The 23,494-nt window shown below is 70.0% G+C and carries 19 protein-coding genes and 3 tRNA genes; 17 read left to right on the forward strand and 5 right to left on the reverse strand.

Translation table 11 applies throughout. The features are described 5' to 3' along the window. The first annotated feature begins 33 nt into the window (after positions 1–33). The 16 genes from ACOPJ3_RS09220 (at position 34) to ACOPJ3_RS09295 (ending at position 16,310) form a co-directional block, all read left to right on the forward strand. On the forward strand, positions 34–819 hold the full coding sequence (locus ACOPJ3_RS09220) for an isoprenyl transferase (RefSeq protein WP_427868890.1): 786 nt from the start codon (positions 34–36) through the stop codon (positions 817–819). Positions 820–1,685: 866 nt separating this feature from the next. Continuing rightward, positions 1,686–2,873, forward strand: coding sequence for a tRNA dihydrouridine synthase DusB (gene dusB, locus ACOPJ3_RS09225; RefSeq protein WP_427868891.1), 1,188 nt, complete (start codon positions 1,686–1,688; stop codon positions 2,871–2,873). Beyond that, positions 2,866–4,161, forward strand: coding sequence for a deoxyguanosinetriphosphate triphosphohydrolase (locus ACOPJ3_RS09230; RefSeq protein ID WP_427868892.1), 1,296 nt, complete (start codon positions 2,866–2,868; stop codon positions 4,159–4,161). The genes dusB and ACOPJ3_RS09230 overlap by 8 nt, the downstream gene beginning before the upstream one ends. A 68-nt stretch (positions 4,162–4,229) precedes the next feature. Next, the gene (gene dnaG, locus ACOPJ3_RS09235) at positions 4,230–6,317 is read left to right on the forward strand and encodes a DNA primase (protein WP_427868893.1); all 2,088 of its coding nucleotides are present in this window, start codon (positions 4,230–4,232) and stop codon (positions 6,315–6,317) included. Positions 6,318–6,426: 109 nt separating this feature from the next. Then, complete coding sequence (locus ACOPJ3_RS09240; protein WP_427868894.1) at positions 6,427–7,275, forward strand: ABC transporter ATP-binding protein; 849 nt, start codon at positions 6,427–6,429, stop codon at positions 7,273–7,275. Between the two features lie 121 nt (positions 7,276–7,396). Continuing rightward, a tRNA-Asn gene (locus ACOPJ3_RS09245) sits at positions 7,397–7,469 on the forward strand. An 88-nt stretch (positions 7,470–7,557) separates the two neighbouring features. Continuing rightward, on the forward strand, positions 7,558–8,145 hold the full coding sequence (locus ACOPJ3_RS09250; protein ID WP_427868895.1) for a gamma carbonic anhydrase family protein: 588 nt from the start codon (positions 7,558–7,560) through the stop codon (positions 8,143–8,145). 68 nt (positions 8,146–8,213) lie between these two features. After that, positions 8,214–8,284: transfer RNA gene (locus ACOPJ3_RS09255), tRNA-Gly, on the forward strand. A 138-nt stretch (positions 8,285–8,422) separates the two neighbouring features. After that, positions 8,423–8,764: a hypothetical protein gene (locus ACOPJ3_RS09260; protein WP_427868896.1), complete on the forward strand. Its 342-nt coding sequence runs from the start codon at positions 8,423–8,425 to the stop codon at positions 8,762–8,764. 243 nt (positions 8,765–9,007) lie between these two features. Beyond that, complete coding sequence (locus ACOPJ3_RS09265) at positions 9,008–9,805, forward strand: YidC/Oxa1 family membrane protein insertase (RefSeq protein ID WP_427868897.1); 798 nt, start codon at positions 9,008–9,010, stop codon at positions 9,803–9,805. A 220-nt stretch (positions 9,806–10,025) separates the two neighbouring features. Then, positions 10,026–10,103: transfer RNA gene (locus ACOPJ3_RS09270), tRNA-Pro, on the forward strand. A 55-nt stretch (positions 10,104–10,158) separates the two neighbouring features. Next, on the forward strand, positions 10,159–11,760 hold the full coding sequence (tig, locus tag ACOPJ3_RS09275) for a trigger factor (protein ID WP_427868898.1): 1,602 nt from the start codon (positions 10,159–10,161) through the stop codon (positions 11,758–11,760). Positions 11,761–11,824: 64 nt separating this feature from the next. Then, positions 11,825–12,571, forward strand: coding sequence for an ATP-dependent Clp protease proteolytic subunit (locus ACOPJ3_RS09280; protein WP_427871199.1), 747 nt, complete (start codon positions 11,825–11,827; stop codon positions 12,569–12,571). Positions 12,572–12,597: 26 nt separating this feature from the next. Then, complete coding sequence (locus ACOPJ3_RS09285) at positions 12,598–13,269, forward strand: ATP-dependent Clp protease proteolytic subunit (RefSeq protein ID WP_427868899.1); 672 nt, start codon at positions 12,598–12,600, stop codon at positions 13,267–13,269. A 112-nt stretch (positions 13,270–13,381) separates the two neighbouring features. Then, entirely contained in the window at positions 13,382–14,656 is a 1,275-nt protein-coding gene (gene clpX, locus ACOPJ3_RS09290) for an ATP-dependent Clp protease ATP-binding subunit ClpX (protein WP_427868900.1), read from the forward strand. A gap of 421 nt (positions 14,657–15,077) precedes the next feature. Beyond that, on the forward strand, positions 15,078–16,310 hold the full coding sequence (locus ACOPJ3_RS09295; RefSeq protein WP_427868901.1) for an IS30 family transposase: 1,233 nt from the start codon (positions 15,078–15,080) through the stop codon (positions 16,308–16,310). A gap of 282 nt (positions 16,311–16,592) precedes the next feature. Here the strand turns inward: ACOPJ3_RS09295 and ACOPJ3_RS09300 are convergent, their stop codons facing one another. The 5 genes from ACOPJ3_RS09300 to ACOPJ3_RS09320 all read right to left on the reverse strand — a co-directional run bounded on the left by ACOPJ3_RS09300 (position 16,593) and on the right by ACOPJ3_RS09320 (position 21,536). Continuing rightward, complete coding sequence (locus ACOPJ3_RS09300; protein WP_427868902.1) at positions 16,593–17,201, reverse strand: histidine phosphatase family protein; 609 nt, start codon at positions 17,199–17,201, stop codon at positions 16,593–16,595. 4 nt (positions 17,202–17,205) lie between these two features. Further along, positions 17,206–17,757, reverse strand: coding sequence for a hypothetical protein (locus ACOPJ3_RS09305; RefSeq protein ID WP_427868903.1), 552 nt, complete (start codon positions 17,755–17,757; stop codon positions 17,206–17,208). A 35-nt stretch (positions 17,758–17,792) separates the two neighbouring features. Beyond that, on the reverse strand, positions 17,793–18,107 hold the full coding sequence (locus tag ACOPJ3_RS09310) for a Fe-S oxidoreductase (protein WP_427868904.1): 315 nt from the start codon (positions 18,105–18,107) through the stop codon (positions 17,793–17,795). 8 nt (positions 18,108–18,115) lie between these two features. Next, on the reverse strand, positions 18,116–20,737 hold the full coding sequence (valS, locus tag ACOPJ3_RS09315) for a valine--tRNA ligase (protein ID WP_427868905.1): 2,622 nt from the start codon (positions 20,735–20,737) through the stop codon (positions 18,116–18,118). A gap of 154 nt (positions 20,738–20,891) precedes the next feature. Beyond that, positions 20,892–21,536: a response regulator gene (locus ACOPJ3_RS09320; protein WP_427868906.1), complete on the reverse strand. Its 645-nt coding sequence runs from the start codon at positions 21,534–21,536 to the stop codon at positions 20,892–20,894. A 531-nt stretch (positions 21,537–22,067) separates the two neighbouring features. On the opposite strand from ACOPJ3_RS09320, the gene pstC reads away from it, so the two are divergent. Next, complete coding sequence (gene pstC, locus ACOPJ3_RS09325) at positions 22,068–23,456, forward strand: phosphate ABC transporter permease subunit PstC (RefSeq protein ID WP_427868907.1); 1,389 nt, start codon at positions 22,068–22,070, stop codon at positions 23,454–23,456. Positions 23,457–23,494: the final 38 nt, after the last annotated feature.

Consider the following 23,494-nt stretch of genomic DNA (forward strand, 5'->3'; position numbering starts at 1 on the left):
GGGCTTGCGGCGCCGCCCAATAAACTTGGGGGTATGCGATCCGCCCCCGCCTCACTCGTACCCGTCGACTGGACCGGCGAGCACCCGCCCCGCTTCGCCGCGCCGGCGCCGGAGCACGTCGCGATCGTGATGGACGGCAACGGGCGCTGGGCGAACAAGCGCGGGCTGCCCCGCGTCGAGGGGCACCGGATGGGGGAGCAGGCGCTCCTCGACGTTGTCGCCGGCGCGATCCAGGCGGGCGTCAAACACCTGAGCGTCTACGCCTTCTCCACGGAGAACTGGCGCAGATCCCCTGATGAGGTGCGCTTCCTCATGGGCTTCAACCGCGACGTGCTGCGGCGCAGGCGCGCCCAGCTCGACGCCTGGAACGTGCGCATGCGCTGGGCCGGCCGCCGCCCCCGCCTCTGGGGATCCGTCATCTCGGAGCTCAAGGCCTCGGAGCGCGAGACCGCCCACAACACGGGCCTCACCCTCACGATGTGCGTCAACTATGGCGGACGCAACGAGCTCACCGACGCGGTGCGCGCGATCGCCTGGGAGGTCCAGGCCGGTCGGCTCTCGCCGAACGGGGTCTCCGAACGCACCATCGCCCGCCACCTCTACGTGCCCGAACTCCCAGATGTCGACCTGTTTCTGCGCAGCTCGGGGGAGCAGCGCACGAGCAACTTCATGCTGTGGCAGTCGGCGTACGCCGAGATGGTCTTCCTCGACACCCTCTGGCCCGACTTCAGCCGCCAAGAGCTCTGGCGCGCGATCCAAATCTACCAGGACCGCGACCGCCGCTTCGGCGGGGCGGTCGACCGCCCCGACGAGGACTAGGACGCGCGGCGCCGCGGCGCCGCTCCGTTGCCCTGCTCTTCCACTTGCGCCCGGGCCCGCGCCCGCGCCCGCACCCGCAGGTCGAGTCGGCCGGAAGGCCCCATTCAGCCCCGCGAAAGGGGCCTTACGGCCAACTCGACCCCGGGAATGGGGCCTTACGGCCGACTCGACGCGCTGCGCAGCGCGCCCCGGGCCTTCGCAGACCCCAGGCTCCGGATCCCGGCCCAAGCTGCCCGCGCCCGCGCCCGCGCCCGCGCCCGCGCCCGCGAGCTTCCGCGCCCACGCCCGCGCCCACGCTCGCATCCACGCCCGCGCTTGCACCCTCACCCGCGCCCGCAGGTCGAGTCGGCCGGAAGGCCCCATTCAGCCCCGCGAAAGGGGCCTTACGGCCCACTCGACCGCGGGAATGGGGCCTTACGGCCGACTCGGCGCCCGGCGCAGCGCGCCCCGGGCCTTCGCAGACCCCAGGCTCCGGATCCCGACCCAAGCTGCACGCACCCGCGCCCACGAGTCGAGTCGGCCCTTGGGCCCCATTCACGCCCGGGAAAGGGGCTTTTCGGCCCACTCGACCCAGGGAATGGGGCCTTACGGCCCACTCGGCACAAGGGGCGGCAGGTCTCGCCACCTCGCAGGCCCTAACCCCGGGATCCCGACCCGAGCTCCCTACCCGCGCCCGCACCCGCTCTGCCAGATCGAGTCGGCCCATAAGGGCCATTCACGCCAGGGAAAGGGTCCTTACGGCCGACTCGACCCCGGGAATGGGGCCTTTCGGCCGACTCGGCACGCGGCAAGCACACGGCCCCGGATCCCACCCAGCCCCACACCCAACCCACACCCACCGCCGGGTCTGCGAGAATAGGGGGGTTATGAACTCCCAGACCCTCACCGACTCGCGCCTGCGCATCGGGCCGCTCGCGCTCGACGTGCCCGTCGTGCTGGCCCCGATGGCGGGCATCACGAACACGGCGTTCCGCCGCCTGTGCCGCGAGTACGGCGCAGGCCTGTACGTCAGCGAGATGATCACGAGCCGCGCCCTCGTCGAGCGCACGCCCGCCTCGCTGCGCCTCATCAAGCATCACGAGAGCGAGACGCCGCGCTCGATCCAGCTCTACGGGGTCGACCCGAAGACCGTGTCCGAGGCCGTGAAATTCCTGGTGGATCAGGATCTCGCCGACCACATCGACCTCAACTTTGGGTGCCCGGTGCCGAAGGTGACGCGCAAGGGCGGCGGCTCGGCGCTGCCGTGGAAGAGTGATCTGTTCCGCGCGATCGTCGAGGGTGCCGTGCGCGCCGCGGGGGAGATCCCGCTCACGATCAAGATGCGCAAGGGCATCGATCAGGATCACCTCACGTATCTCGACGCCGCGCGCGCCGCCGAGGGCGCGGGCGTCGCCGCGATCGCCCTGCACGGGCGCACCGCGAACGAGTTCTATTCGGGCCAGGCCGACTGGTCGGCGATCGCGACGCTCAAGGAGACCATCTCGAGCGTGCCGATCCTCGGCAACGGCGACATCTGGTCGGCGGACGACGCGATCCGCATGGTGCGCGAGACGGGCTGCGACGGCGTGGTCGTGGGCCGCGGCTGCCTCGGCAGGCCGTGGCTGTTCGGCGATCTCGCCGCGGCGTTCCGCGCCGAACAGGGAGAAATCTCGCACGCGGAGGCTGAGTCCCGGATCGCGCGCCCCGGCCTCGGCTTCGTGATGGCCGCGATGCGCCGCCACACCGAGCTCCTCGTCGAGTTCTTCGACGGCGAGGAGGATCGCGCGTGCCGCGACATCCGCAAGCACGTCGCCTGGTACTTCAAGGGCTACGGCGTCGGCGGCGACACCCGCCGCGCCCTCGCCGCGGTCGAGTCCCTCGAGCAGATGGACGAGATTTTCGCGACGATGGACGCCGATCTGCCGTATCCGGGTGAGGGCGCCGAGGGGCAGCGAGGCCGCGCCGGCAGCCCGAAGCGCGTGCACCTGCCCGACGGCTGGCTCGAGAGCCGCGAGAGCGCAAGCATCGACTACGCCGAGCTGGCGGAGGCCGAGCGGGACGATTCCGGTGGCTGAGCCCGCGCAGCACGGGCTGCCCGCGGGGTACGCGCCGGAGGACGCCGAGCGCTTCGTCCCCGAGATCCACGGCGGCGCGCGCAGTGATTTTGCGCGGGATCGCGCACGCGTGCTCCACTCGAGCGGCTGGCGCAGGCTCGCGGCGAAAACCCAGGTCCTGAGCCCGACCGCGGGGATCGACTTCGCTCGAAACCGGCTCACGCACTCGCTCGAGGTCGCGCAGGTCGGCCGCGAGCTCGCGGTCGCGCTCGGCCTCGCGCAGGACGTCGTCGACACGGCGTGCCTCGCCCACGACCTCGGCCACCCCCCGTTCGGGCACAACGGCGAGCGGGCACTCAACGAGTGGGCCGCGGACGCCGGCGGCTTCGAGGGCAACGCGCAGACGCTCCGGATCCTGACCCGGCTCGAACCGAAGCGCTTCGCGCCCGACGGCACGAGCATCGGTCTCAACCTCACGCGGGCGACGCTCGACGCGAGCTGCAAGTATCCGTGGAACCGCGAGGAGGCGCCTGCGGGCAGCCAGAAGTTCGGCTACTTCGCCGATGACGCGCCCGTCTTCGAGTGGCTCCGCGCCGGCGCGCCCGCGCGGCGCAAGTGCGCGGAGGCCCAGGTCATGGACCTGTCCGACGACATCGCCTACTCGGTGCACGACTTCGAGGACGCGATCGTGAGCGAGTACATCGACCCCGAGATCCTGACGTCACGCTCGGGCCACGACAGCCTGATCAACGCCGTCTCCGAGTGGGCGGGCGGATCCTTCACCGGCGACGAGCTCGGGGCGGCCTACGACCGCATCGCCGAGACGCCGACCTGGCTCGTGAAGTGGGACGGATCCCGCTCCCATCAGGCCCAGCTCAAGAACTTCACGAGCGACATGATCGGCCGTTTCGCGCGCGCCTCGATCCGCTCGACGCGCGAGGCCGCGGGAGGTACGAGCACCGCGGGCGCAGCGGGCGCCGCGACGCTCGCCCGCTACGGCGCCGACATCGTCGTGCCGCGCGAGATCCGGGCGGAGATCGCCGTGCTGAAGGGGATCGTCGCGGCGTTCGTCATGGCGAGCGGGCACCGGCAGCCGACGTATCGGCGCCAGCGCGACCTGCTGCTCGAGTTGCTCGACGCGCTCTGGGACGCTGGCCCCGGGGCGCTCGATCCCGCGTACGCCGCAGACTTCCGGGCCGCGGCCGACGAGTCGGGCGCGCGCCGCGCCGTCGTCGATCAGGTCGCCTCGCTCACGGATCAGTCCGCGATCGCCTGGCATAAGCAGCACTGCGACGTTCCGCTGGTCTAGTCGGTGGATCCGGATCCGCCGCCGCCGGATCCCGCACCGCAGAGCGGGAAGGACTAGACTCGACCGGTATGGCAGGTCGGATTCGCGCGAGTGACATCGAGGAGGTCAAGCGCCGCACCAACCTTGCCGATCTCGTCGGCGACTACGTCACGCTGAAGAACGCGGGCATCGACTCGATGAAGGGTCTCTGCCCGTTCCACGACGAGCGCAGCCCGAGCTTCCACGTGCGGCCGGCCCTCGGCTACTACCACTGCTTCGGCTGCGGCGAGTCGGGCGACGCGTTCACGTTCCTGCAGCGCATGGACCACCTCACCTTCGCCGAGTCGGTCGAGCGGCTCGCGGCCCGCATCCACTACGTGCTCACCTACGAGGAGGGCGGGTTCCAGCGCGAGGACGGCCCGAACCGGGCGCGCCTGCTCGCCGCGAATCAGGCCGCCGCGGCGTACTTCATCGAGCAGCTCGCGAGCGAGGAGGCTGCGACCGCGCGCGCGTTCCTCGATCAGCGCGGCTTCGACGCCGCCGCCTGCGAGCGCTTCGGCGTCGGCTACGCCCCGCGCGGCTGGGACAACGCCACGAAACACCTGCGCGGCCAGGGCTTTACGCCGCAGGAGCTCGCGCAGTCCGGGATCGTCTCCGAGGGCCAGCGGGGCGTCTACGACCGGTTCAGGGGCCGGATCGTGTGGCCGATCCGCGACACGAGCGGGCAGACGCTCGGCTTCGGCGCCCGCCGCCTCTACGACGATGACCAGGGGCCGAAATACCTGAACACGCCGGAGTCTCCCGTCTACCACAAGGCGCAGGTGCTCTACGGGCTCGACCTCGCGAAGAAGGCGATCTCGCGCGGCAAGCGGGCCGTCGTGGTCGAGGGCTACACCGACGTGATGGCGTGCCACCTCGCGGGCGTCGAGACCGCGGTCGCGACCTGCGGCACGGCCTTCGGCAAGGACCACATCGCGATCCTGCGCCGGATCATGGGCGACGACTCGGCGGCCGAGGTCGTCTTCACCTTCGACCCCGATGAGGCCGGCCAGAAGGCTGCGCTCCGGGCGTTCAGCGAGGAGCGCCGCTTCACCGCTCAGACCTACGTCGCGGTCGCCCCAGACGGCCTCGACCCGAGCGACCTCAGGCTCCACCGCGGCGACGAGGCCGTGCGCGAGCTCTTCACGCGGAAGGTGCCGCTCTTCGAGTTCGCGCTGCGCCAGGCCGTCTCCCGCTTCGACCTCAACAGCGTCGAGGGCCGCGTCAACGCGCTCCGCGAGGCCGCCCCGATCATCGCAGAGATCAAGGACCCCTCGCTGCGCCCGGGCTACGCGCGCGAGCTCGCCCGCATGCTCGGCGTCGAGCTCGGCGAGGTGCAACAGGCGGTGCGGGCCGCGGGCTCGCGCGGTGGCGGCGCGGGCGCCGGATCCGGATCCGGTCCGGGATCGGGGCCGCGGGGCGGCCAGTACCGGGGAGACCAGCACGGGGGCAGCCAGTACGGGGGAGGCCAGCACCGGGCTGCTCAGAATCGGGGGCCCCAGAATCGCGGCCCCCAGGACCGCGGCCCCCAGGACCGCGGACCCCAGAACCGGGCGCCGCAGCAGCACCCGGCCGCTGGCGGCCGCGACGGCGACCCCTACGCGGGCGGCGACCCGTACGCGGGCGGCGACCCGTACGGGGATCCGGAGCCGAAGGAGGCGCCCCGGATCGGGCTGTCGAGCATCCGGTACGCGCCGACCACGCTGCTCGAGCGGGACGCGCTCATGGCGATGCTGCAGCAGGGCGACCGCGTGGGCGGCTCGCTCATGCAGCAGGCGGTGACCGCGCAGGTCGAGGAGCAGCACCTGCGGGTGGTGCGCGACGCCGTCGCGGCCGCGATGCCAGCGCTCGGCACGCTTGGCTGGCTCGAGGCCGTGCTCGAAGCGGCGCCCGAAACGCATCGCGACCTGGTGCGGGAGCTTGCGATGGCGCCCATGCCCGAGCGGCGCGCCGAGCACCTCGACGCGTACACGCGCGACGTCGTGATCTCGCTGCTCGACCGCGATCTCGTCTCGCTGAAGCGCGAGCTGCTCGCGCGCCTGCAGCGGACCGGGGGCACCGAGGCGGAGGGATCCCGGCGCATCCAGGAGCAGCTCGTCGCTCTCGAGGCCGCCCGCCGGGGGCTGCGCGAAGAATGAGCTGGGAAAGCGCGACGGGCCGGTCTTTCCCATGCATGAGACTCATGCCATGCTCTAGGCTTTTTCAACGCAGCCGGATAGAAAACTGCGACAGCCGAGGAGTTTCAGCATGGCACACCCCGTAGTGGACGCGGATCCCACGATCAGCGTCTCCGACCTATCGCTCTCGTACCCCGCGCACGCGGGCGGGCGAGAGTTCGAGGCGGTCGAGGGGGTCAGCTTCGGGGTCGGACGCGGCGAGATCGTCGCACTGCTGGGGGAGAGCGGATCAGGCAAGTCGACGCTCGCGAAGTTCCTGGCCGGGCGCGCGAACGACGCGGGCGACAAGGCCGCGCGGATCAAGCTCACCGGCGGCGCCGCGACCGTGATGGACGTGCCGATGCGGCGGCTCAGCCGCCGGGTGCGCACGCGGCTCACCGCCTACGTCGGGCACCTCGCGCAGGACGCCGGGGCGACGCTGCAGCCCGAGCTCAACGTCGGGGACATCCTGTTCGAGCCGATCGTCGAGCGCAGCAAGCACTTCGACCGCGACGCGCTCGGCGAGCGGATCGCCGAGATGATGGACATCGTCGCGCTGCCGCTCGCGAAGCTCCAGGAGTACCCGTACGAGCTCTCCAAGGGGCAGCGGCAGCGGGTCGCGGTGATGCGCTCGCTCATGCTGGATCCCGCGCTCCTCATCGCCGACGAGCCGACGCTCGGCGTCGACGCGAACAACCGGCCGAAGATCGTCGAGCTGCTGAAGTGGTACCGGGAGCGGACGAACGCCTCCATGCTCCTGATCAGCCATGACATCGGGATGCTCGAGGCGCTCGTGCAGGACGTGCTCGTGATGCAGCAGGGCCGGCTCGTCGGGCACGGCGACATCAACGAGATCTTCCGCAACGCGGATCACGGCTACGTGCAGCTGCTCGCGCAGGCGCTGCGGGCGACCGCCTACGACGAGATCGCCGAGGAGTAGGCGGCGGGCGCCCGGGCAGCGGGGCGTGGGGCGGCGAACCGCCCGGGCGCCCGCGATCCGGGGCCTGATTTGCAGGCCGCCCGCGCCGCTTGATACGATAGTCGGGTTGCTTCGGCAATGATCCCCTGTAGCTCAGTTGGCAGAGCGCTTGACTGTTAATCAGGATGTCGCTGGTTCGAGCCCAGCCGGGGGAGCGACCAGGCCCTCACCGCAAGGTGGGGGCTTTTCGCTATCCGCCGGGCGGCTGCGCGGGCGGTTCGGCACGAGCACGAAGGAGTGACGATGGATGAGCAGGCAGGCGGCGGCTTCGGCGGCGGCACTTTCGGCGGCGGCACCGTGATCGCGCTCGACGCGGACGGCACGCCCGAGATCCACCCGACGGTGTGGCTCGCGCCGGGATCCGTCGTCGTGGGCGACGTGACGATCGGCGAGGGCAGCAGCATCTGGTACAACGCGGTCGTGCGCGGCGACTCGGACGCCGTGCGCATCGGCGCCCGCACGAACGTGCAGGACGGCGTCGTCGTGCACACGCAGCGCGGGGACGCGGCCGACATCGGCGACGACGTCTCGATCGGGCACAACGCCGTGGTGCACGGCGCGACGATCGAGCGCGGCTGCCTGATCGGAATGGCGTCGACGATCCTGAGCGGCGCCGTGATCGGGGAAGGAAGCCTGATCGCGGCCGGTGCGCTCGTGGCGCAGGGGGTCCGGATCCCGCCGCGGTCGCTCGTCGCCGGGGTGCCGGGGCGCGTGGTGCGGGAGCTCCGCGAGGAGGATCGCGAGGCCGTGCGGCGGAACGCGGAATACTACGCCGGGTACACGGAGCGGCATCGGGCCGCGACGCGCGCGCCCGGCGCGGATTCTGCGTGACGCGGCGCTCATGCACTATGATCGGTGAGGTGCTTCGGCACGCCCGGGCCGCGCGCAGCGACGGCCTCGGGGCTGTAGCTCAATGGTAGAGCCCCAGTCTTCCAAACTGGTTACGCGGGTTCGATTCCCGTCAGCCCCTCTCTGTCCCCTTGCCGGTTCTGCGCTCGATGTGCGATTTATCCGTGATACACCACGCAGTGAGCGCAGAACCGGCAAGGTGGGTTGTATCGTCGTTAGGGACGGAGGGGCCCGGCCCCGGATCCCGCGGGAGGTGCACGTGATCGCTCAGGCCGTGTTCCTCGCGCAGTTCTTCCTCGTGATGACGCTCGCCGGCGCGCTCCCGCTGCTGCCGGAGCCGCCCTCGGCCGCGACGCTCTTCCTCCTGCTCGGCGCGGCAATCATCATCCCGGCCGCCCCGCGCGCTGCCGCGGCAATGCGCCGCGTCGTGCTGCGCGCGGCCGCCGCTGCCGCGGCCGCAGCCGGTCAGGCGCGGGATCCGCGGCCCACACCCGGCGGGCCGCTCCGCGCTGCGCGCATCTTCGTTCTCCCTGATGATCCCGGCGTTCCCGGATCCGCCCTCGCACGCGCCCCGTCTCGCGCCGCGCGCGCCCACGCCTGACACCCGTCGACTGACCGGCCGCTGTGCGGTCCTGCGGTACTGCCGCCTTGCGGCACTCCCGCCTTGCGGCATTCCCGCACGCAGACAGCCCAACCCGTCGCACGAGCCCGTCCCGCGTAGGCGCTCTGCACGCACGCACGCACGCTTCACGACGGAGACCCAGATGAACGCCACATTCAGGCACGCAGCACCGCCCCTCACGACCGCGCAGACGCCCGCCCAGCTCACGAACGGGGCGGCGCGATGAACCTCTACGACTTCCCTCCGATCCACGCCCTGATCTGGGCGGCCCACTGGGCCGTCACCGAGCTCAGCGACCTGCTCGCGGGCCTGGCCGGGGGAGCGAGCGCGGCCCTCGCGGTCGCGCTCCTCACGATCCTCGTCCGCATCGCACTGATCCCGGTCGGAAGATCCCAAATCAAGGCCAGCTTCGCGCGCAAGCGACTCGCGCCGCGCCTCGCCGAGCTGCAGCGCAGATACCGCACCGACCCGCAGCAGCTCCAGCGCCGCATGGCGGAGCTCTACCGGGAGGAGGGCAGCTCGCCGTTCGCCGGCTGCCTGCCGCTCCTCGCCCAGGCGCCCGTGCTGATGGCGATCTACGGCGTCTTCATTTTGCCCCGGATCGGGGGAGACCCCAATCTGCTGCTCGGGCACGAGCTGTTCGGGATTGGGCTCGGCGAGAGCCTCGCGGGGCTCGTGGGCGCGGGCGCGGCCGGCTGGGTCGCCGCCGCGGTGTTCGGCGCGCTCATGCTCGTGATCGCGGTCGTCGCGCAGGGCTCGCGGCGGCTGCTCGCCGCGCAGTCGGAGCCGGCCCCGGATCCGGATCCGCGCGCCAAAACAGCCCCGAACGCCCCGGCGATTCCTCAGGGCGCGATCCGCGCCCTGAGTTTCCTCCCGTTCCTCACCGCGGTGATCGCGGCGTTCGTCCCGCTCGCGGCCGCAATCTACCTCGCGGTGTCGACGACATGGACGTTCGCGGAGCGCTGGATCCTCACCCGCACCCTGGATCCGGCCCGCCGCAACCCCGACCCCCAGCACTAAACCCCCGACGCCCCCCTCAACCGCAACCCACCTTGCCGGTTCTGCGCTCGCTGTGCGATTTATCACGGATAAAACACACATGGAGCGCAGAACCGGCAAGGTACGGCAAGGTACGGCGCGGTGGGGCGCGGCGCGGGTGTGCGAGCATTCGGCGGGTTTCGGCTAGACTTGCTCAGGTTGCGCGCTTCCGGCGCGTTTCGACTGTGGAACCTGCGGGTTTCGGGGCGTAGCTCAGCTTGGCTAGAGCGCCCGCTTTGGGAGCGGGAGGTCGCAGGTTCGAATCCTGTCGCCCCGACCAGGGCCCCACGGGCCCCGACCAGGCAGCACGCGATAGACAATGATGAGAGGCCAAATTGCCGAAGACGACCGCTGAGAAGCTCACTCCGACCCGCGCCAAGCTGAGCGTCGACGTCACGCTCGACGAACTCGAGCCGTACCTGAAGCAGGCGTACCAGACGATCTCCGAGCAGGTCTCGATCCCCGGCTTCCGCAAGGGCAAGGTTCCGGCTCCGATCATCGACCAGCGGATCGGCCGCGAGGCCGTGATCCAGGAGGCCGTCAACGCCTCCCTCGACGACTTCTACCAGGCGGCCCTCGCCGAGTCCGACGAGCGCCCCATGGGCCGCCCGTCCGCCGACGTCGCCGCATGGCCCGACGCCAAGGACCCGAAGAGCGTCCTCACCCTCGTCTTCGAGGTCGAGGTCCGCCCCGAGTTCAAGCTCCCCAAGTACGACGGCCTGAAGCTCACGGTCGACAACGCCGAGATCGACGACGAGGCCGTTGAGGCTGAGCTCACCAAGCTGCGCGAGCGCTTCGGCACCCTCGTGACGGTGGATCGCCCCGCCAAGCAGGGCGATTTCGTCGAGCTCGACCTCACCGCCAAGATCGACGGCGAAGAGGTCGACCAGGCGAGCGGCGTCTCCTACGAGGTCGGCGCGGGCAACCTGCTCGCCGGCACCGACGAGGCCGTCGAGACCCTCACCGCCGGTGAGTCCACGAACTTCACCTCGCAGCTCCTGGGCGGCGAGCACGAGGGCCGCGACGCCGAGGTCGAGCTCACGCTCACCGCGGTCAAGGAGCGCGAGCTCCCCGAGGCCGACGACGAGTTCGCCCAGCTCGCGAGCGAGTTCGACACGATCGCCGAGCTCCGCGAGAGCCTCAAGGACCAGGTCGCCCGCGGCTCGGTCTTCGCGCAGGGCCAGCAGGCCCGCGACCTCTTCACCTCGACCCTCATCGAGAAGGCCGGGATCCCGGTCTCCGAGGAGCTCGTCGAGGAGGAGGTGCACCGTCACCTCGAGAGCGAGGGTCGGCTCGAGGACGACGAGCACCGCGCCGAGGTCCGCAAGCAGGCCGAGGAGCAGATCCAGCTCCAGCTCCTGCTCGACGCGATCGTCGAGGCCGAGAAGGTCACCCCGACCCAGAACGAGCTCTCGCAGTACATCTTCCAGTCGGCGCAGCAGTACGGCATGGAGCCCACCCAGTTCCTCCAGGCGATCAGCCAGGGCAACCAGATGGGCGTCATCATCGGCGAGGTGACCCGCAACAAGGCGCTCGCCATCGCGCTCGCAAAGGCGAAGGTCGTGGATCAGAACGGCAAGGCCGTGGATCTCAGCGAGTTCACCGCCGTCGACGACAGCGAGAACGACGCCGAGGGTGCAGCCGACGAGGCCGCGACCGAGGGCGCAGCCGACGAGGCCGCCGAGAAGCCCGCCAAGAAGGCGCCGGCCAAGAAGGCCGCTGCCAAGAAGGCTGACGAGGCCGACGAGGCCGAGAAGCCCGCCGCCAAGAAGGCTCCCGCGAAGAAGGCCGCTGCGAAGCACGCCGACGACGCGGCCGCAGCCGAGGGCGACGACGAGGCAGCCAAGAAGGCCGCCCGCTCCGCCGCTGCCAAGAAGGCGGCCGCGACCCGCGCCGCCAAGAAGGCAGCCGCCGAGGCCGAGAAGGCCGCGGAGTAAGTAGCTTTCGCCGCTGATGAGGCCGAGGTTCCGGATCCGGATCCCGCGCCTCATCGCCACCAGGATCCCTCGCCCGCTCCGGGCGGGGGATCCTGCCGTATATCGGACACCCCACGGACCGCATGGCGCCGCCCGCCCCGCGGGACATGCGCCCACGGCGAACAGGCCCGCCTCGCGGCCCGCGAGTCGATACGCTCGAAACAAGCAACAACGAATGGAGCGCCGAATGGCAGAACAGACGCCACCGAACAGCGTGTTCGACCGCCTGCTGAAGGATCGCATCATCTGGCTCGGGTCCGAGGTCCGCGACGACAACGCGAACGAGATCTGCGCGAAGATCCTGCTGCTCGCAGCAGAGGATCCGAAGGCCGACATCTACCTCTACATCAACTCGCCCGGCGGCTCGATCACGGCCGGCATGGCGATCTATGACACCATGTCCTTCGTGCCGAACGACATCGTCACGGTCGGCATGGGCATGGCGGCCTCGATGGGGCAGTTCCTGCTCACGGCCGGCACGAAGGGCAAGCGCTACATCACGCCGAACGCCCGCGTGCTGCTTCACCAGCCGCACGGCGGCTTCGGCGGCACCGCGAGCGATATCCAGACGCAGGCACAGCTCATCATCTCGATGAAGAACCGCCTCGCCGAGATCACCGCGGCGCAGACCGGCAAGACGGTCGAGCAGATCAACGAGGACGGGGACCGGGATCGCTGGTTCACGGCCGAGGAGGCGCTCGAGTACGGCTTCGTCGACTTCATCCGCGATTCTGCCTCCGACGTCGTCGGCGGCGGCGGCACGAGCAAGTAGGCAAGGGACAGGAAGTAAGCGATTCTATGATGACCCCACAGATGCCCCAGGCCGGCGGCTCCTCGCTGCAGATGCCGAGTGCCCGCTACGTTCTCCCGTCGTTCGAGGAGCGCACCGCGTACGGCTTCAAGCGTCAGGATCCCTACGCGAAGCTGTTCGAGGACCGCATCATCTTCCTCGGCGTGCAGGTCGACGACGCGTCGGCCGACGACGTGATGGCGCAGCTCCTCGTGCTCGAGAGCCAGGATCCCGAGCGTGACATCACGATGTACATCAACTCGCCCGGCGGATCCTTCACCGCGATGACCGCCATCTACGACACGATGCAGTACATCCGCCCGCACGTGCAGACCGTGTGCCTCGGCCAGGCGGCCTCCGCCGCGGCCGTGCTGCTCGCGGGCGGCACCCCGGGCAAGCGCCTCGCCCTGCCGAACGCGCGCGTGCTGATCCACCAGCCCTCGACGGGACAGGCCGGCCACGGCCAGGCCTCCGACATCGAGATCCAGGCCAAGGAGATCATGCGGATGCGCGAGTGGCTCGAGGAGACGCTGTCGAAGCACTCGAAGCGGAGCATCGAAGAGGTGCACCGCGACATCGACCGCGACAAGATCCTGAGCGCGGACGAGGCGCTCGATTACGGCCTCGTCGATCAGGTGCTCACGAGCAGGAAGAACCCCCAGGCGGTGCTTCCCCAGTAGTGCGTCGGGCCCCGGGGTACGCCCCGGGGCCCGCGGCGTGCCGTCCGTGAATGTCAGCGGCGCCCGGTATTCTCGATTGCGTCAACCTGTCCGAGTGTGAAGGAGCCTCTGCATGGCGAAGATCGGCGAGAGCAGTGAGCTGCTGAAGTGCTCGTTCTGCGGCAAATCGCAGAAGCAAGTACAGCAGCTCATTGCGGGCCCGCAGATCTACATCTGCGATGAGTGCGTTGCGCTCTGCAACGAGATCATCGAGGAGCGGCTCGCCGAGCACCAGACGAGCGAGTCGAGCGACTTCACGCTGCACAAGCCGCGCGAGATCGCCGAATTCCTCGACGAGTACGTCATCGGGCAGGATCGCGCCAAGCAGTCCCTCGCCGTCGCCGTCTACAACCACTACAAGCGGGTGCGCGCCGCGCAGGCGCTCACGAGCGCCGAGGTCGCCTCGGAGCAGGTCGAGATCGCCAAGTCGAACATCCTGCTCATCGGGCCGACGGGCTGCGGCAAGACCTACCTCGCGCAGTCGCTCGCGCGCCAGCTCGGCGTGCCGTTCGCCGTCGCCGACGCGACGGCGCTCACGGAGGCCGGCTACGTGGGCGAGGACGTGGAGAACATCCTCCTCAAGCTCCTGCAGGCCGCAGACTTCGACGTGCAGCGCGCCGAGACCGGCATCATCTACATCGACGAGATCGACAAGATCTCGCGCAAGGCGGAGAACCCGTCGATCACGCGCGACGTCTCGGGCGAGGGCGTGCAGCAGGCACTTCTGAAGATCCTCGAGGGCACGGTCGCGTCGATCCCGCCGCAGGGCGGGCGCAAGCATCCCAACCAGGAGTTCATCCAGCTCGACACGACGAACGTGCTGTTCATCGTGGCCGGCGCCTTCGCCGGGCTCGAGGAGATCATCGGCTCACGCCTCGGCAAGGGCGGGATCGGCTTCGGCTCGCCCGTCTCGAGCCGCCGCGATGACGACGAGCTCTTCTCTGAGGTGCAGCCGGAAGACCTGCACAAGTTTGGGCTGATCCCCGAGTTCATCGGCCGCCTGCCCGTGGTCGCCACAGTCGACCCGCTCGACGTTGAGGCTCTCACCCGCATCCTGACTGAGCCGCGCAACGCGCTCGTGAAGCAGTACCAGCGCATGTTCGAGCTCGACGGCGTCGGGCTCGAATTCGAGGACTCGGCGCTCGAGGCGATCGCCGAGCTCGCGGTCGAGCGCAAGACGGGCGCGCGCGGGCTGCGCGCGATCCTCGAGAGCGTGCTCGGGCCGGTGATGTTCGAGGTCCCCTCTGACGCCGACGTGGCGAAGGTGATCGTGACGCGGGAGGCCGTCGCGGGCGACGCGCCCGTGCGCGTGCTCGAGGCCCACGGCGGCGCTCGCGAGAGCGCCTGATATAGGTTTTGCAGCGAAAGCCCGCCGGCGTCGCCGGCGGGCTTTCTCCGTCTCTGGGGCCCTGGGTCGGGTCGTTGTTAGCGATTTCGGTTCGTATCACGCCGTATACGAACCGAAATCGCTAACAACAGGCGCGGAGCGCGGCGGTCGCTCCGGGATCTGCGCTCGCTCAGCGAGTTTGGCGCGAAAACGTAGGAACGAGCGCATAATGCGGAGGGACCGCCGCGTCAGCGGCACCCCCACGCCCCACCCGGCGGAGGTTGTTAGCGATTTCGGTTCGTATCACGCCGTATACGAACCGAAATCGCTAACAACAGGCGCGGAGCGCGGCGGTCGCTCCGGGATCTGCGCTCGCTCAGCGAGTTTGGCGCTGCGAATTCAGGGGGTCGTGTGAACACCTTGATGGGTTAGGTGGAACTGGATGGTTCAGAAGCGGCGTACGCGGAAGGTGTTCCGGTCGCAAGAGATCATTTTTTGGGGGCGGATCCGGGCCGGGGATACTCGGCAGCAGGCGTCACTGGCGGCGGGTTTCCGCCCGGCGCATGGTGACTTCTTGTTCCGGCATGCTGGTGGGATGGTGCCAAGGCAGACCCCCGTGATTCATTCCAGGTATCTCTCGCTCCGGGAACGCGAACGCATTCTCGGGGGAGTTTCTCGGGGCGACTCGATTCGGCAGATCGCACGCGATCTGGGGAGGTCTCCCTCGACGGTGTGGAACGAGCTGCGACGTAATCGTGGCAGGGCCCCCATGTATCGGCCCAAGCGCACCACCCGCCCACCAACATCGACGGACTGGTACTCGCCCTCTTTGGCCCAACGACAAGCCGAGCGCCGGCTCGCGCGCCCGAAGCCAGGGAAACTGCAGCAGCATCCCCGGCTTGAGTTTCTGGTGGCCTCGCGCCTTAAGCTTGGGCATTCCCCGGCCCAGATAATGCAACGATTGCGTATGGACTTTCCTGACGATCCATCGATGCAGATCTCACACGAAGCGATCTACCGGTCGATTTATGTGCAGGGCAAGGGTGAGCTTCGTCGTGAGCTGGCTGGATGCTTGCGCAGTGGCCGGGCACAACGGGTGCCCCGGGAGCGTACCCGCCAACAGCATGAGGGTCATGGCCCCGGGAAGATCCCGGGCATGGTCATGATCTCCGAACGGCCCGCCGAAGTGGAAGACCGTGCGGTTCCGGGGCATTGGGAAGGGGACCTGATCCTCGGAAAGGATGGCCGCAGTCAGATCGGCACCCTCGTGGAACGGTCGACCCGGTTCGTGATCCTGCTCCACCTGCCCAAGCGGCGAGACGCGGTCACGGTCGCGAACGAAATGATCCGACAAATGGGCCACCTCCCCGATCATCTCCGACTCTCCGTCACCTGGGACCAAGGCAAAGAACTCTCAGACCACGCCCGGATCGCACGAGAACTCGAGTTACGAGATGGCGTGTTCTTCTGCGACCCGCACTCACCCTGGCAACGAGGCACGAACGAGAACACGAACGGACTCCTCCGCCAATACTTCCCCAAAGGGACCAAACTCAATGGGTACAGTCAGGACTACCTCAACGCCGTCGCCGCAGAACTCAACGGCCGCCCCCGGAAAACCCTCAACTGGCACACCCCAACAGAAGCCCTCAGTAAACTACTGCAGATCGAATAAAACACGCGTGTTCACACGATCCCCTGAACTCGCCCGCGAAAACGTAGGAACGAGCGCATAATGCGGAGGGACCGCCGCGCCAGCGGCACCCCCACGCCCCACCCGGCGGAGGTTGTTAGCGATTTCGGGGCTTCCAGCGGCCGCGAAGCCCCGAAATCGCTAACAACAGGCGCGGAGCGCGGCGGTCGCTCCGCGAAATGCGCTCGCTCAGCGAGTTTGGTGCGAAAACGTAGGAACGAACGCAGAATGCGGAGGGAACGCCGCGCCAGCGGGAGCCCAGGGCTACCGCGGGGGGAGGAGGTCTGCGAGGGGGACGCCCGCCACGTCGTGGACGCGCCACTCCGCGCGCTCCGGATCGAGCCCCACCCGCGACACCGCCACGTTCTCGATGCGCGGGATCGTCGCCCGCGGCACGCCCGCAATCTCAGCGAGCAAATGCCTGATGAAAGCCCCATGCGAGACCACGAGCACGCGCGACCCCGGCAGGCGTTCCGCGAGCGCCGTGAGGCCCAGCCGCCCGCGGAGCGCGACCTCGGCGTCCGGCTCCATGTCCTCGCCGTCGAACTCGGGCCAGCGCTGCTGGGCGTCCGCGACCGCGAGACCCTCCGCAATGCCGAAGGAACGCTCAGTGAACAGGGGTTCCTCTGTGACCGGCGGGAGCGCGAGGCGGGTGCCGATCAGCTCTGCCGTCTCGCGGGCGCGCTGCAGCGGGCTCGACACGATCGAGTCCCAGCCGGCGGCGCCGGGGGCTGCGAGCTCGTTGGCGAGCGTCTCCGCGACCGCGCGGGCCTGCGCCCGCCCCTCCTCGTTCAGCGGGATGTCGGTGCGGCCCTGCATGCGCCGGGCAAGATTCCAGTCGGTGAGGCCGTGCCGCACGAACGCGATGTGCATGCGCCTAGCCCTCAGATCCCGAAGACCCCGCGGCGCCCGAAGACCCCGCAGCACCCGCAGACCCTGCCGCCGCCACGATGTCGTAGCTCAGCAGGACCGAGCCGTCCGACTGTGGCAGCGTGAGCGCGCTCACCTCGACGCCCTGCTTCGCGAGGGTCGCGGTGCGCCCGCCGTCGCCCGTCTCCGCGGGATCGACCACCTCGAAGCCGCCGCCCGAAACCACCTGATCCCAGAGCGTCGCCGCAGCCTCGGGGGAGTCGGCGCGCAGCACGAGGAACCACTGGCCCGCGGCCCGCTCGCCCGTGTCGTCGATCGCGGCGCCCGCCGGGATCGGGAACTGCTCCTTCGGGAACGACTCCGGGAGCTCGACGTTCTTCTTCGTCTGCTCCTCTGTCGCCTGCTCCGGCCAGCTGTCCGGCGCCTCGGTCGAGCCCTTTTCGTTCTCCGCGCCTGCGCCAGGCGCCGGGCCGTCGCCCGGTTCGGGCGCACAGCCCGCGAGCCCGCCGGTGACGCCCAGCGCGAGGGCGAGCGCGAGCACGGTGAATTTCCCGGTCACGGTACGGTTCCTACGGATCTCGGTCATTCGGCTCCTCAGCTCAACCAGTCGTCGTCATCGTCTTCGTCACTGCCGCTCTCCGCGATACATCGCACATCGAGGGCAGAACCGGCAAGGTGGCCACCCGCAGAAGCCAAACCACCACCAACAACCTCCACCCCAACCCGACCATCGGCGAGCAGCGCCACGATGACGAGTTCGTCGAGCGCGCAGCGCGGGCGGTTCTCGAGCCAGGTGAGGGTCCAGGAGGAGGCGCCGGGGTGGCTGGCCTCCTGCGCGGCGATCGCCGGGTGCAGGGCGGCGGGCACGCCGGGGTGCGGGGGAGATCCCGCGGCCCAGCGTGCCCCCATCCGCATGCTTAGCCCTCCGCCTGCTCGAGCTCGATCTCGGCGACGGTCACGGCGGCGACCTCGGATCCGGCTCCGGATCCGGATCCATCCGCCGAGGGGGCGACGATTTCGAGCGAGGCGATGCGGCCCACGTCGGCGAGGTCGGAGGCGGCGAGGGCGAGGCGATCCCGGTCGGCGGCCGGCGCGTGCACGACGGCCCGGATCACGGGGGTGCGCTGCGAGGCCTTTGCGGCGGTCTTGGCGCCGCGGATCCCGATGAGCGCGCCGCCGACGAGGGCGAGGAGACCCGGATCGGCGTCGTCGCCCGCGAGCTCGGTGAGGGGGGCGGGCGTCGGCCACTCGGCACGGTGCACGGAGCCCTCGCCGAACCAGGACCAGACCTCCTCAGTCGCGTACGGCAGGAACGGCGCGAGCAGGCGCACGAACACGGAGAGCGCGGCGCGCAGCGCGGTCACGGCGGAGGCCTGCGTCTGGCCGGTGCCGTTGTGGGCGCGCTCCTTGACGAGCTCGAGGTAGTCGTCGCAGAAGGTCCAGAAGTACGACTCGGTGAGTTCGAGCGCGCGGGCGTGGTCGTACGCCTCGAAGGCGCGGGTCGCGCCCTCGACCACGGTCGCGAGGCCCGCGAGCATGGAGCGGTCGAGCGGCTCGCTCACCTGACCCGCCCCGGACGCGTCGAAGCCGAGCGTGAACTTCGCCGCGTTCAGGAGCTTGATCGCGAGGCGACGGCCGATCTTGATCTGGGTGGGGTTCTGCGGGTCGAAGGCCGCGTCGGTGCCGAGCTTCGCGGAGGCCGCCCAGTAGCGGACCGCGTCGGATCCGTGCTGCGCGAGCATGCCGGCCGGGGTGACGACGTTGCCCTTCGACTTGGACATCTTCTTACGGTCGGGGTCCAGGATCCAGCCCGAGATGCCGGCGTGCTGCCACGGCAGTGTGCCGGATTCGAGCTCGGAGCGCAGCAGCGTGGAGAACAGCCAGGTGCGGATGATGTCCTGACCCTGGGGGCGCAGGCTGAACGGGAAGACGAGGTCGTAGAGCTCCGGATCCCGCTCCCAGCCGCCCGCGAGCTGCGGGGTGAGCGAGGAGGTCGCCCAGGTGTCCATGACGTCGACCTCGCCGACGAAGCCGCCGGCCTGGCCGCGCTGCTCCTCGGTGTACCCCGTGGGCAGGTCGGAGGACGGATCGACCGGGAGCTGCTCCTCTGTGGGCAGGATCGGCTCGTCGAAGACGGGGTTGCCCTCGGCGTCGAGCGGGTACCAGACGGGGATCGGCACGCCGAAGAAGCGCTGGCGCGAGATGAGCCAGTCGCCCGAGAGTCCCTCGACCCAGTTCTCGTAGCGCACGCGCATGAACTCGGGGTGCCAGTCGAGCTCGCGGCCGTGCGCGAGGAGCCGCTCGCGCAGCGCCTCGTCGCGGGCGCCGTTCGCGATGTACCACTGGCGCGTCGACACGATCTCGAGCGGCTTGTCGCCCTTCTCGAAGAACTTGACGGGATGCGTGATCTTGCGGATCTCGCCCCGCAGCTCTCCCGACTCGGTGAGCGCATCGACCATCAGCTGCTTCGCGCTGAACACGGTCTTGCCGGCGAGCTGCGCGTACATCTCGCGGCCCCGCTCCGAGGTGATGGCCTCGGGGGTCTCCGCGATGACGCGGCCGTCGAAGCCGAGGATCGCGCGGTTGGGCAGGTCGAGCTCGCGCCACCAGACGACGTCGGTGACGTCGCCGAAGGTGCAGATCATGGCGATGCCGGTGCCCTTGTCGCGCTGCGCGAGGTGGTGGGCGAGGATCGGCACCTCGACGTCGAACAGGGGGGTGCGCACGGTCGTGCCGAAGAGCGGCTGGTAGCGCTCGTCGTCCGGGTGCGCGACGAGCGCGACGCAGGCCGCGAGCAGTTCGGGGCGCGTCGTGTCGATGAGGATGTCGCCCTCGCCGTCGTTCCGGTGGAAGGCGAGCGTGTGGTAGGCGCTCGGCTGCTCGCGGTCCTCGAGCTCGGCCTGCGCGACCGCGGTGCGGAACGTCACGTCCCACAGGGTCGGCGCCTGCGCCTGGTATGCCTCGCCGCGGGCGACGTTGCGGAGGAACGCGAGCTGGGAGGCCCGCAGCGACTCCTCGCCGATCGTGCGGTAGCTCTGCGTCCAGTCGACGGAGAGCCCGAGCGTACGCCACAGATCCTCGAACTGCTTCTCGTCCTCGACGGTGAGGCGCTCGCACAGCTCGATGAAGTTGCGTCGCGAGATCGGCTGCTGGTCGGCCGCCTTGATGCTCTTCCCGTCGCCGCCCTCGTGCGGCGGCACGAATCCGTGGACGTAGGGGAGGGTCGGATCGCAGCGCACGCCGTAGTAGTTCTGCACGCGGCGCTCGGTGGGCAGTCCGTTGTCGTCCCACCCCATCGGGTAGAAGACCCGCTTGCCGCGCATGCGCTGGAAGCGGGCGACCGTGTCGGTGTGGGTGTAGGAGAAGACGTGGCCGACGTGCAGCGAGCCCGAGGCCGTCGGGGGCGGCGTGTCGATGCTGTAGACGTCGTCGCGGGCCGCGCCCTCACGGTCGAAGGCGTAGGTGCCCTGCTCCTCCCATACCGCGCCCCACTTCTCTTCGAGGCCTTCGAGTGCCGGCTTGTCAGGGATCGCGGTCATGCGGGTACTCCGTGTCTCGACACTGTGGTCGGGTTCAATGTGGGCGGCACCGCGTGGGCGCGCGGCGAGCTGCTCCGCGCTGGTGCCTGAAGGTCAACCCTTCCAGCTTACCCGGCCGCGCTGCGGGCCGGCTGGCCCACACGCGCGGCCGGGCTCACTCGGCGATTCCTCCTCGCACGGCCCACACACCGAGCTCGGTGCGCGTGCGCAGCCCGAGTTTCGGCAGGATCCTCCCGATGTGCCCCTTCACGGAGCCGGGGGTGAGTCCGAGCCGCCCCGCGACGTCGGCGTTGGATCCGTCCCCCGAGACGAGGGCCCGGATCACCTCGACCTCCCTGCCGGTGAGCGTGTGGCTGGGCACGCGCGGCGTCGCGGGGCGCCTGCGCGCGAACTCGGCGAGCACGCGCGGCGCGATCTCGGGAGAGATGATGGCCCTGCCCGCGACGGCGGCGCGGATCGCCGCGACGATCTCGCCGGGGCCTGCGCTCTTCGGCAGGACCCCCGAGGCGCCGGCGTCGATGGCACCGAATATGAAGTCGTCGCTCTCCGCGGCCGTGACGAGCACGACGGGGACCGGGCGCACGGCGCCCGCGAACGCCCGGGTTGCCCCGAACGCCGAGCGATCGGGCAGGGTCACATCCATGAGCACGACGTCGGGGGCCTTCGCCCTCGCCGCCGCGAACGCCTCAGGCGCCGAGGACGCCTCTCCGACCACGGCAAGGTCACCGTGGCCCTCGAGCAGCACCCGCAAGCCGCTCCGCGCATACCTCTCGGCATCGACGATCAGCACTCTGATCACTGCACCTCCGTTGTCAGGGCGGACGATTGATCGCGACCGCTGGGCTGACGGGATCCCCGCGGGTCACGAATCGGGTCGCCGGGCACGACTGATGAGCCCGCGCCCCGACCGTTTCATTCCATCCGGTTTCGCTCGCGACGCGCCAGAGCCATTCGGAACAGTTCATCCGACCTTCGTTCCCTTCGACCCGGGGCACTTGGCACGCCCCGGAGCGGGGAGCCTGCGGGAGAGATGAACGTCGGCTGAACCCGCTTGGCCGGCGCGAACGAGCCATCTGCGCAGGATCCGCAGGTCGCTCCGCGTTCCGGATTATGCCCGTGACGCGCCCGAAATCGCCGAGAGCCGGCAAGCGTTCACCCCGCGGAAACGCTTGCGCCGATCACCCCGCGAACGGGCCCCTCGACACCCTTGCCCCCGTTCACAGCGCCGTGCCAGGGTAGTCGCGTTGCAGCACGAACCGGCGGGGGAGGCCGGTGGAGTGGGCTGGGGGGCCGCTCTTCCTGAACCAGACGAGGCAGGCGGAGGCAGTGCATGACGCGCGATGATTCGAGCGGCGATTCGAACGACGAGAACGGAAATCCGCAATATCGCAGAGCCGGGGCCGGAGCGGCCCCGGAAGCCCATGGGGCCTCTGGAGGCTCAGGGGAGCGGCCCGCTGAGCAGGAGCGCACCGACGCCACCCGGCGGGCGCTGCTCGATCTCGGCTTCGACCGGTCGAGCGGCAGGACGGCCGGTCGCACCGGTGCGCGCAGCGACGCGGTGAGCGGCACGGCGCCCCGCACTCCGTCGCTGGCCGGCGCGGGCGGCACGGTCCTCGGCGGCACGGTCGTCGGCGCTGCCGGCCCGGCCCGGCAGCACGCGACCGCACTCGCGGATCCGGATCCGGAGCCGGAGGAGGGCAAGCCACGACGCGGCGGTCTGCCGTCGCGCCGCACCACCCACGTCGACTTCGACGCCCCGCGGCCGCTTCTCGGCGCGCGCGGCCCGTCCGACCGGGTGTTCAAGGTGGGCGCCCACGGCGGCGGCGTGCTGGTGCTCGCGATCATGACCCTGGTCGGGGTGTTCCTGCTCGTGCGCGGCTGGGATGCGATCGGCGTCGCTGGTCTCGGCTTCCTCACGGAGCAGGCCTGGGAGCCGAACAGCGGCAGGTTCGGGATCGCGGCGGTGCTCTTCGGCACGGTCGTCATCGCGTTCATCGCGATCGCGGTGGCGCTTCCGCTCGCGCTCGGGATCGCCACGTACATCTCGGAGTACGCTCCCGAGGGCATCAAGCGGTTCCTCACGAACGTGGTGGACCTCATGGCCGCGATCCCCTCGGTCGTCTACGGGCTGTGGGGCATGTTCTGGCTCGAGGCGGCGCTGCTCCCCGTATCGCAGTGGATCAGTGCGACGTTCGGGTGGATCCCGATCTTCGCGGTGCCGGACTTCGACCCGGACAACCCGCTCGCGACGCCGACCCTGTTCACTGCATCGGCGATGCTCGCGGGGCTCGTCGTCTCGATGATGGTCGCGCCGATCGCCGCGTCAATCATGCGCGAGGTGTTCGCCCAGGCGCCGGCGGGGGAGCGGGAGGGCGCGCTCGCGCTCGGCTCAACCAAGTGGGGCATGATCCGCAGCGTCGTGTACCCGTTCGGCGTCGGCGGCATCATCGGCGGCACGATGCTCGGGCTCGGCCGCGCGCTCGGCGAGACGATCGCCGTGTACCTCGTCATCTCCCCGATCACGATCATCAACTGGCACGTACTCGCGACCGGTACCAACTCGATCAGTTCCCTGATCGCACTGCGCTACGGAGAGGCATCGGCGTTCGAGCTGTCGGCACTCATGGCGGCAGGCCTCGTGCTGTTCCTCATCACGATGGCCGTCAACTTCGTTGCCGGCTTCATCATCCAGCGCTCCCGCTCCGGGGCGGCGAGCTGACCGCCGGGGTGCGGTCACGAAAGAACGGAAGAAAGGCA

The sequence above is a fragment of the Leucobacter luti genome (genome assembly GCF_050310065.1).
Lineage (GTDB): Bacteria > Actinomycetota > Actinomycetes > Actinomycetales > Microbacteriaceae > Leucobacter > Leucobacter luti_B.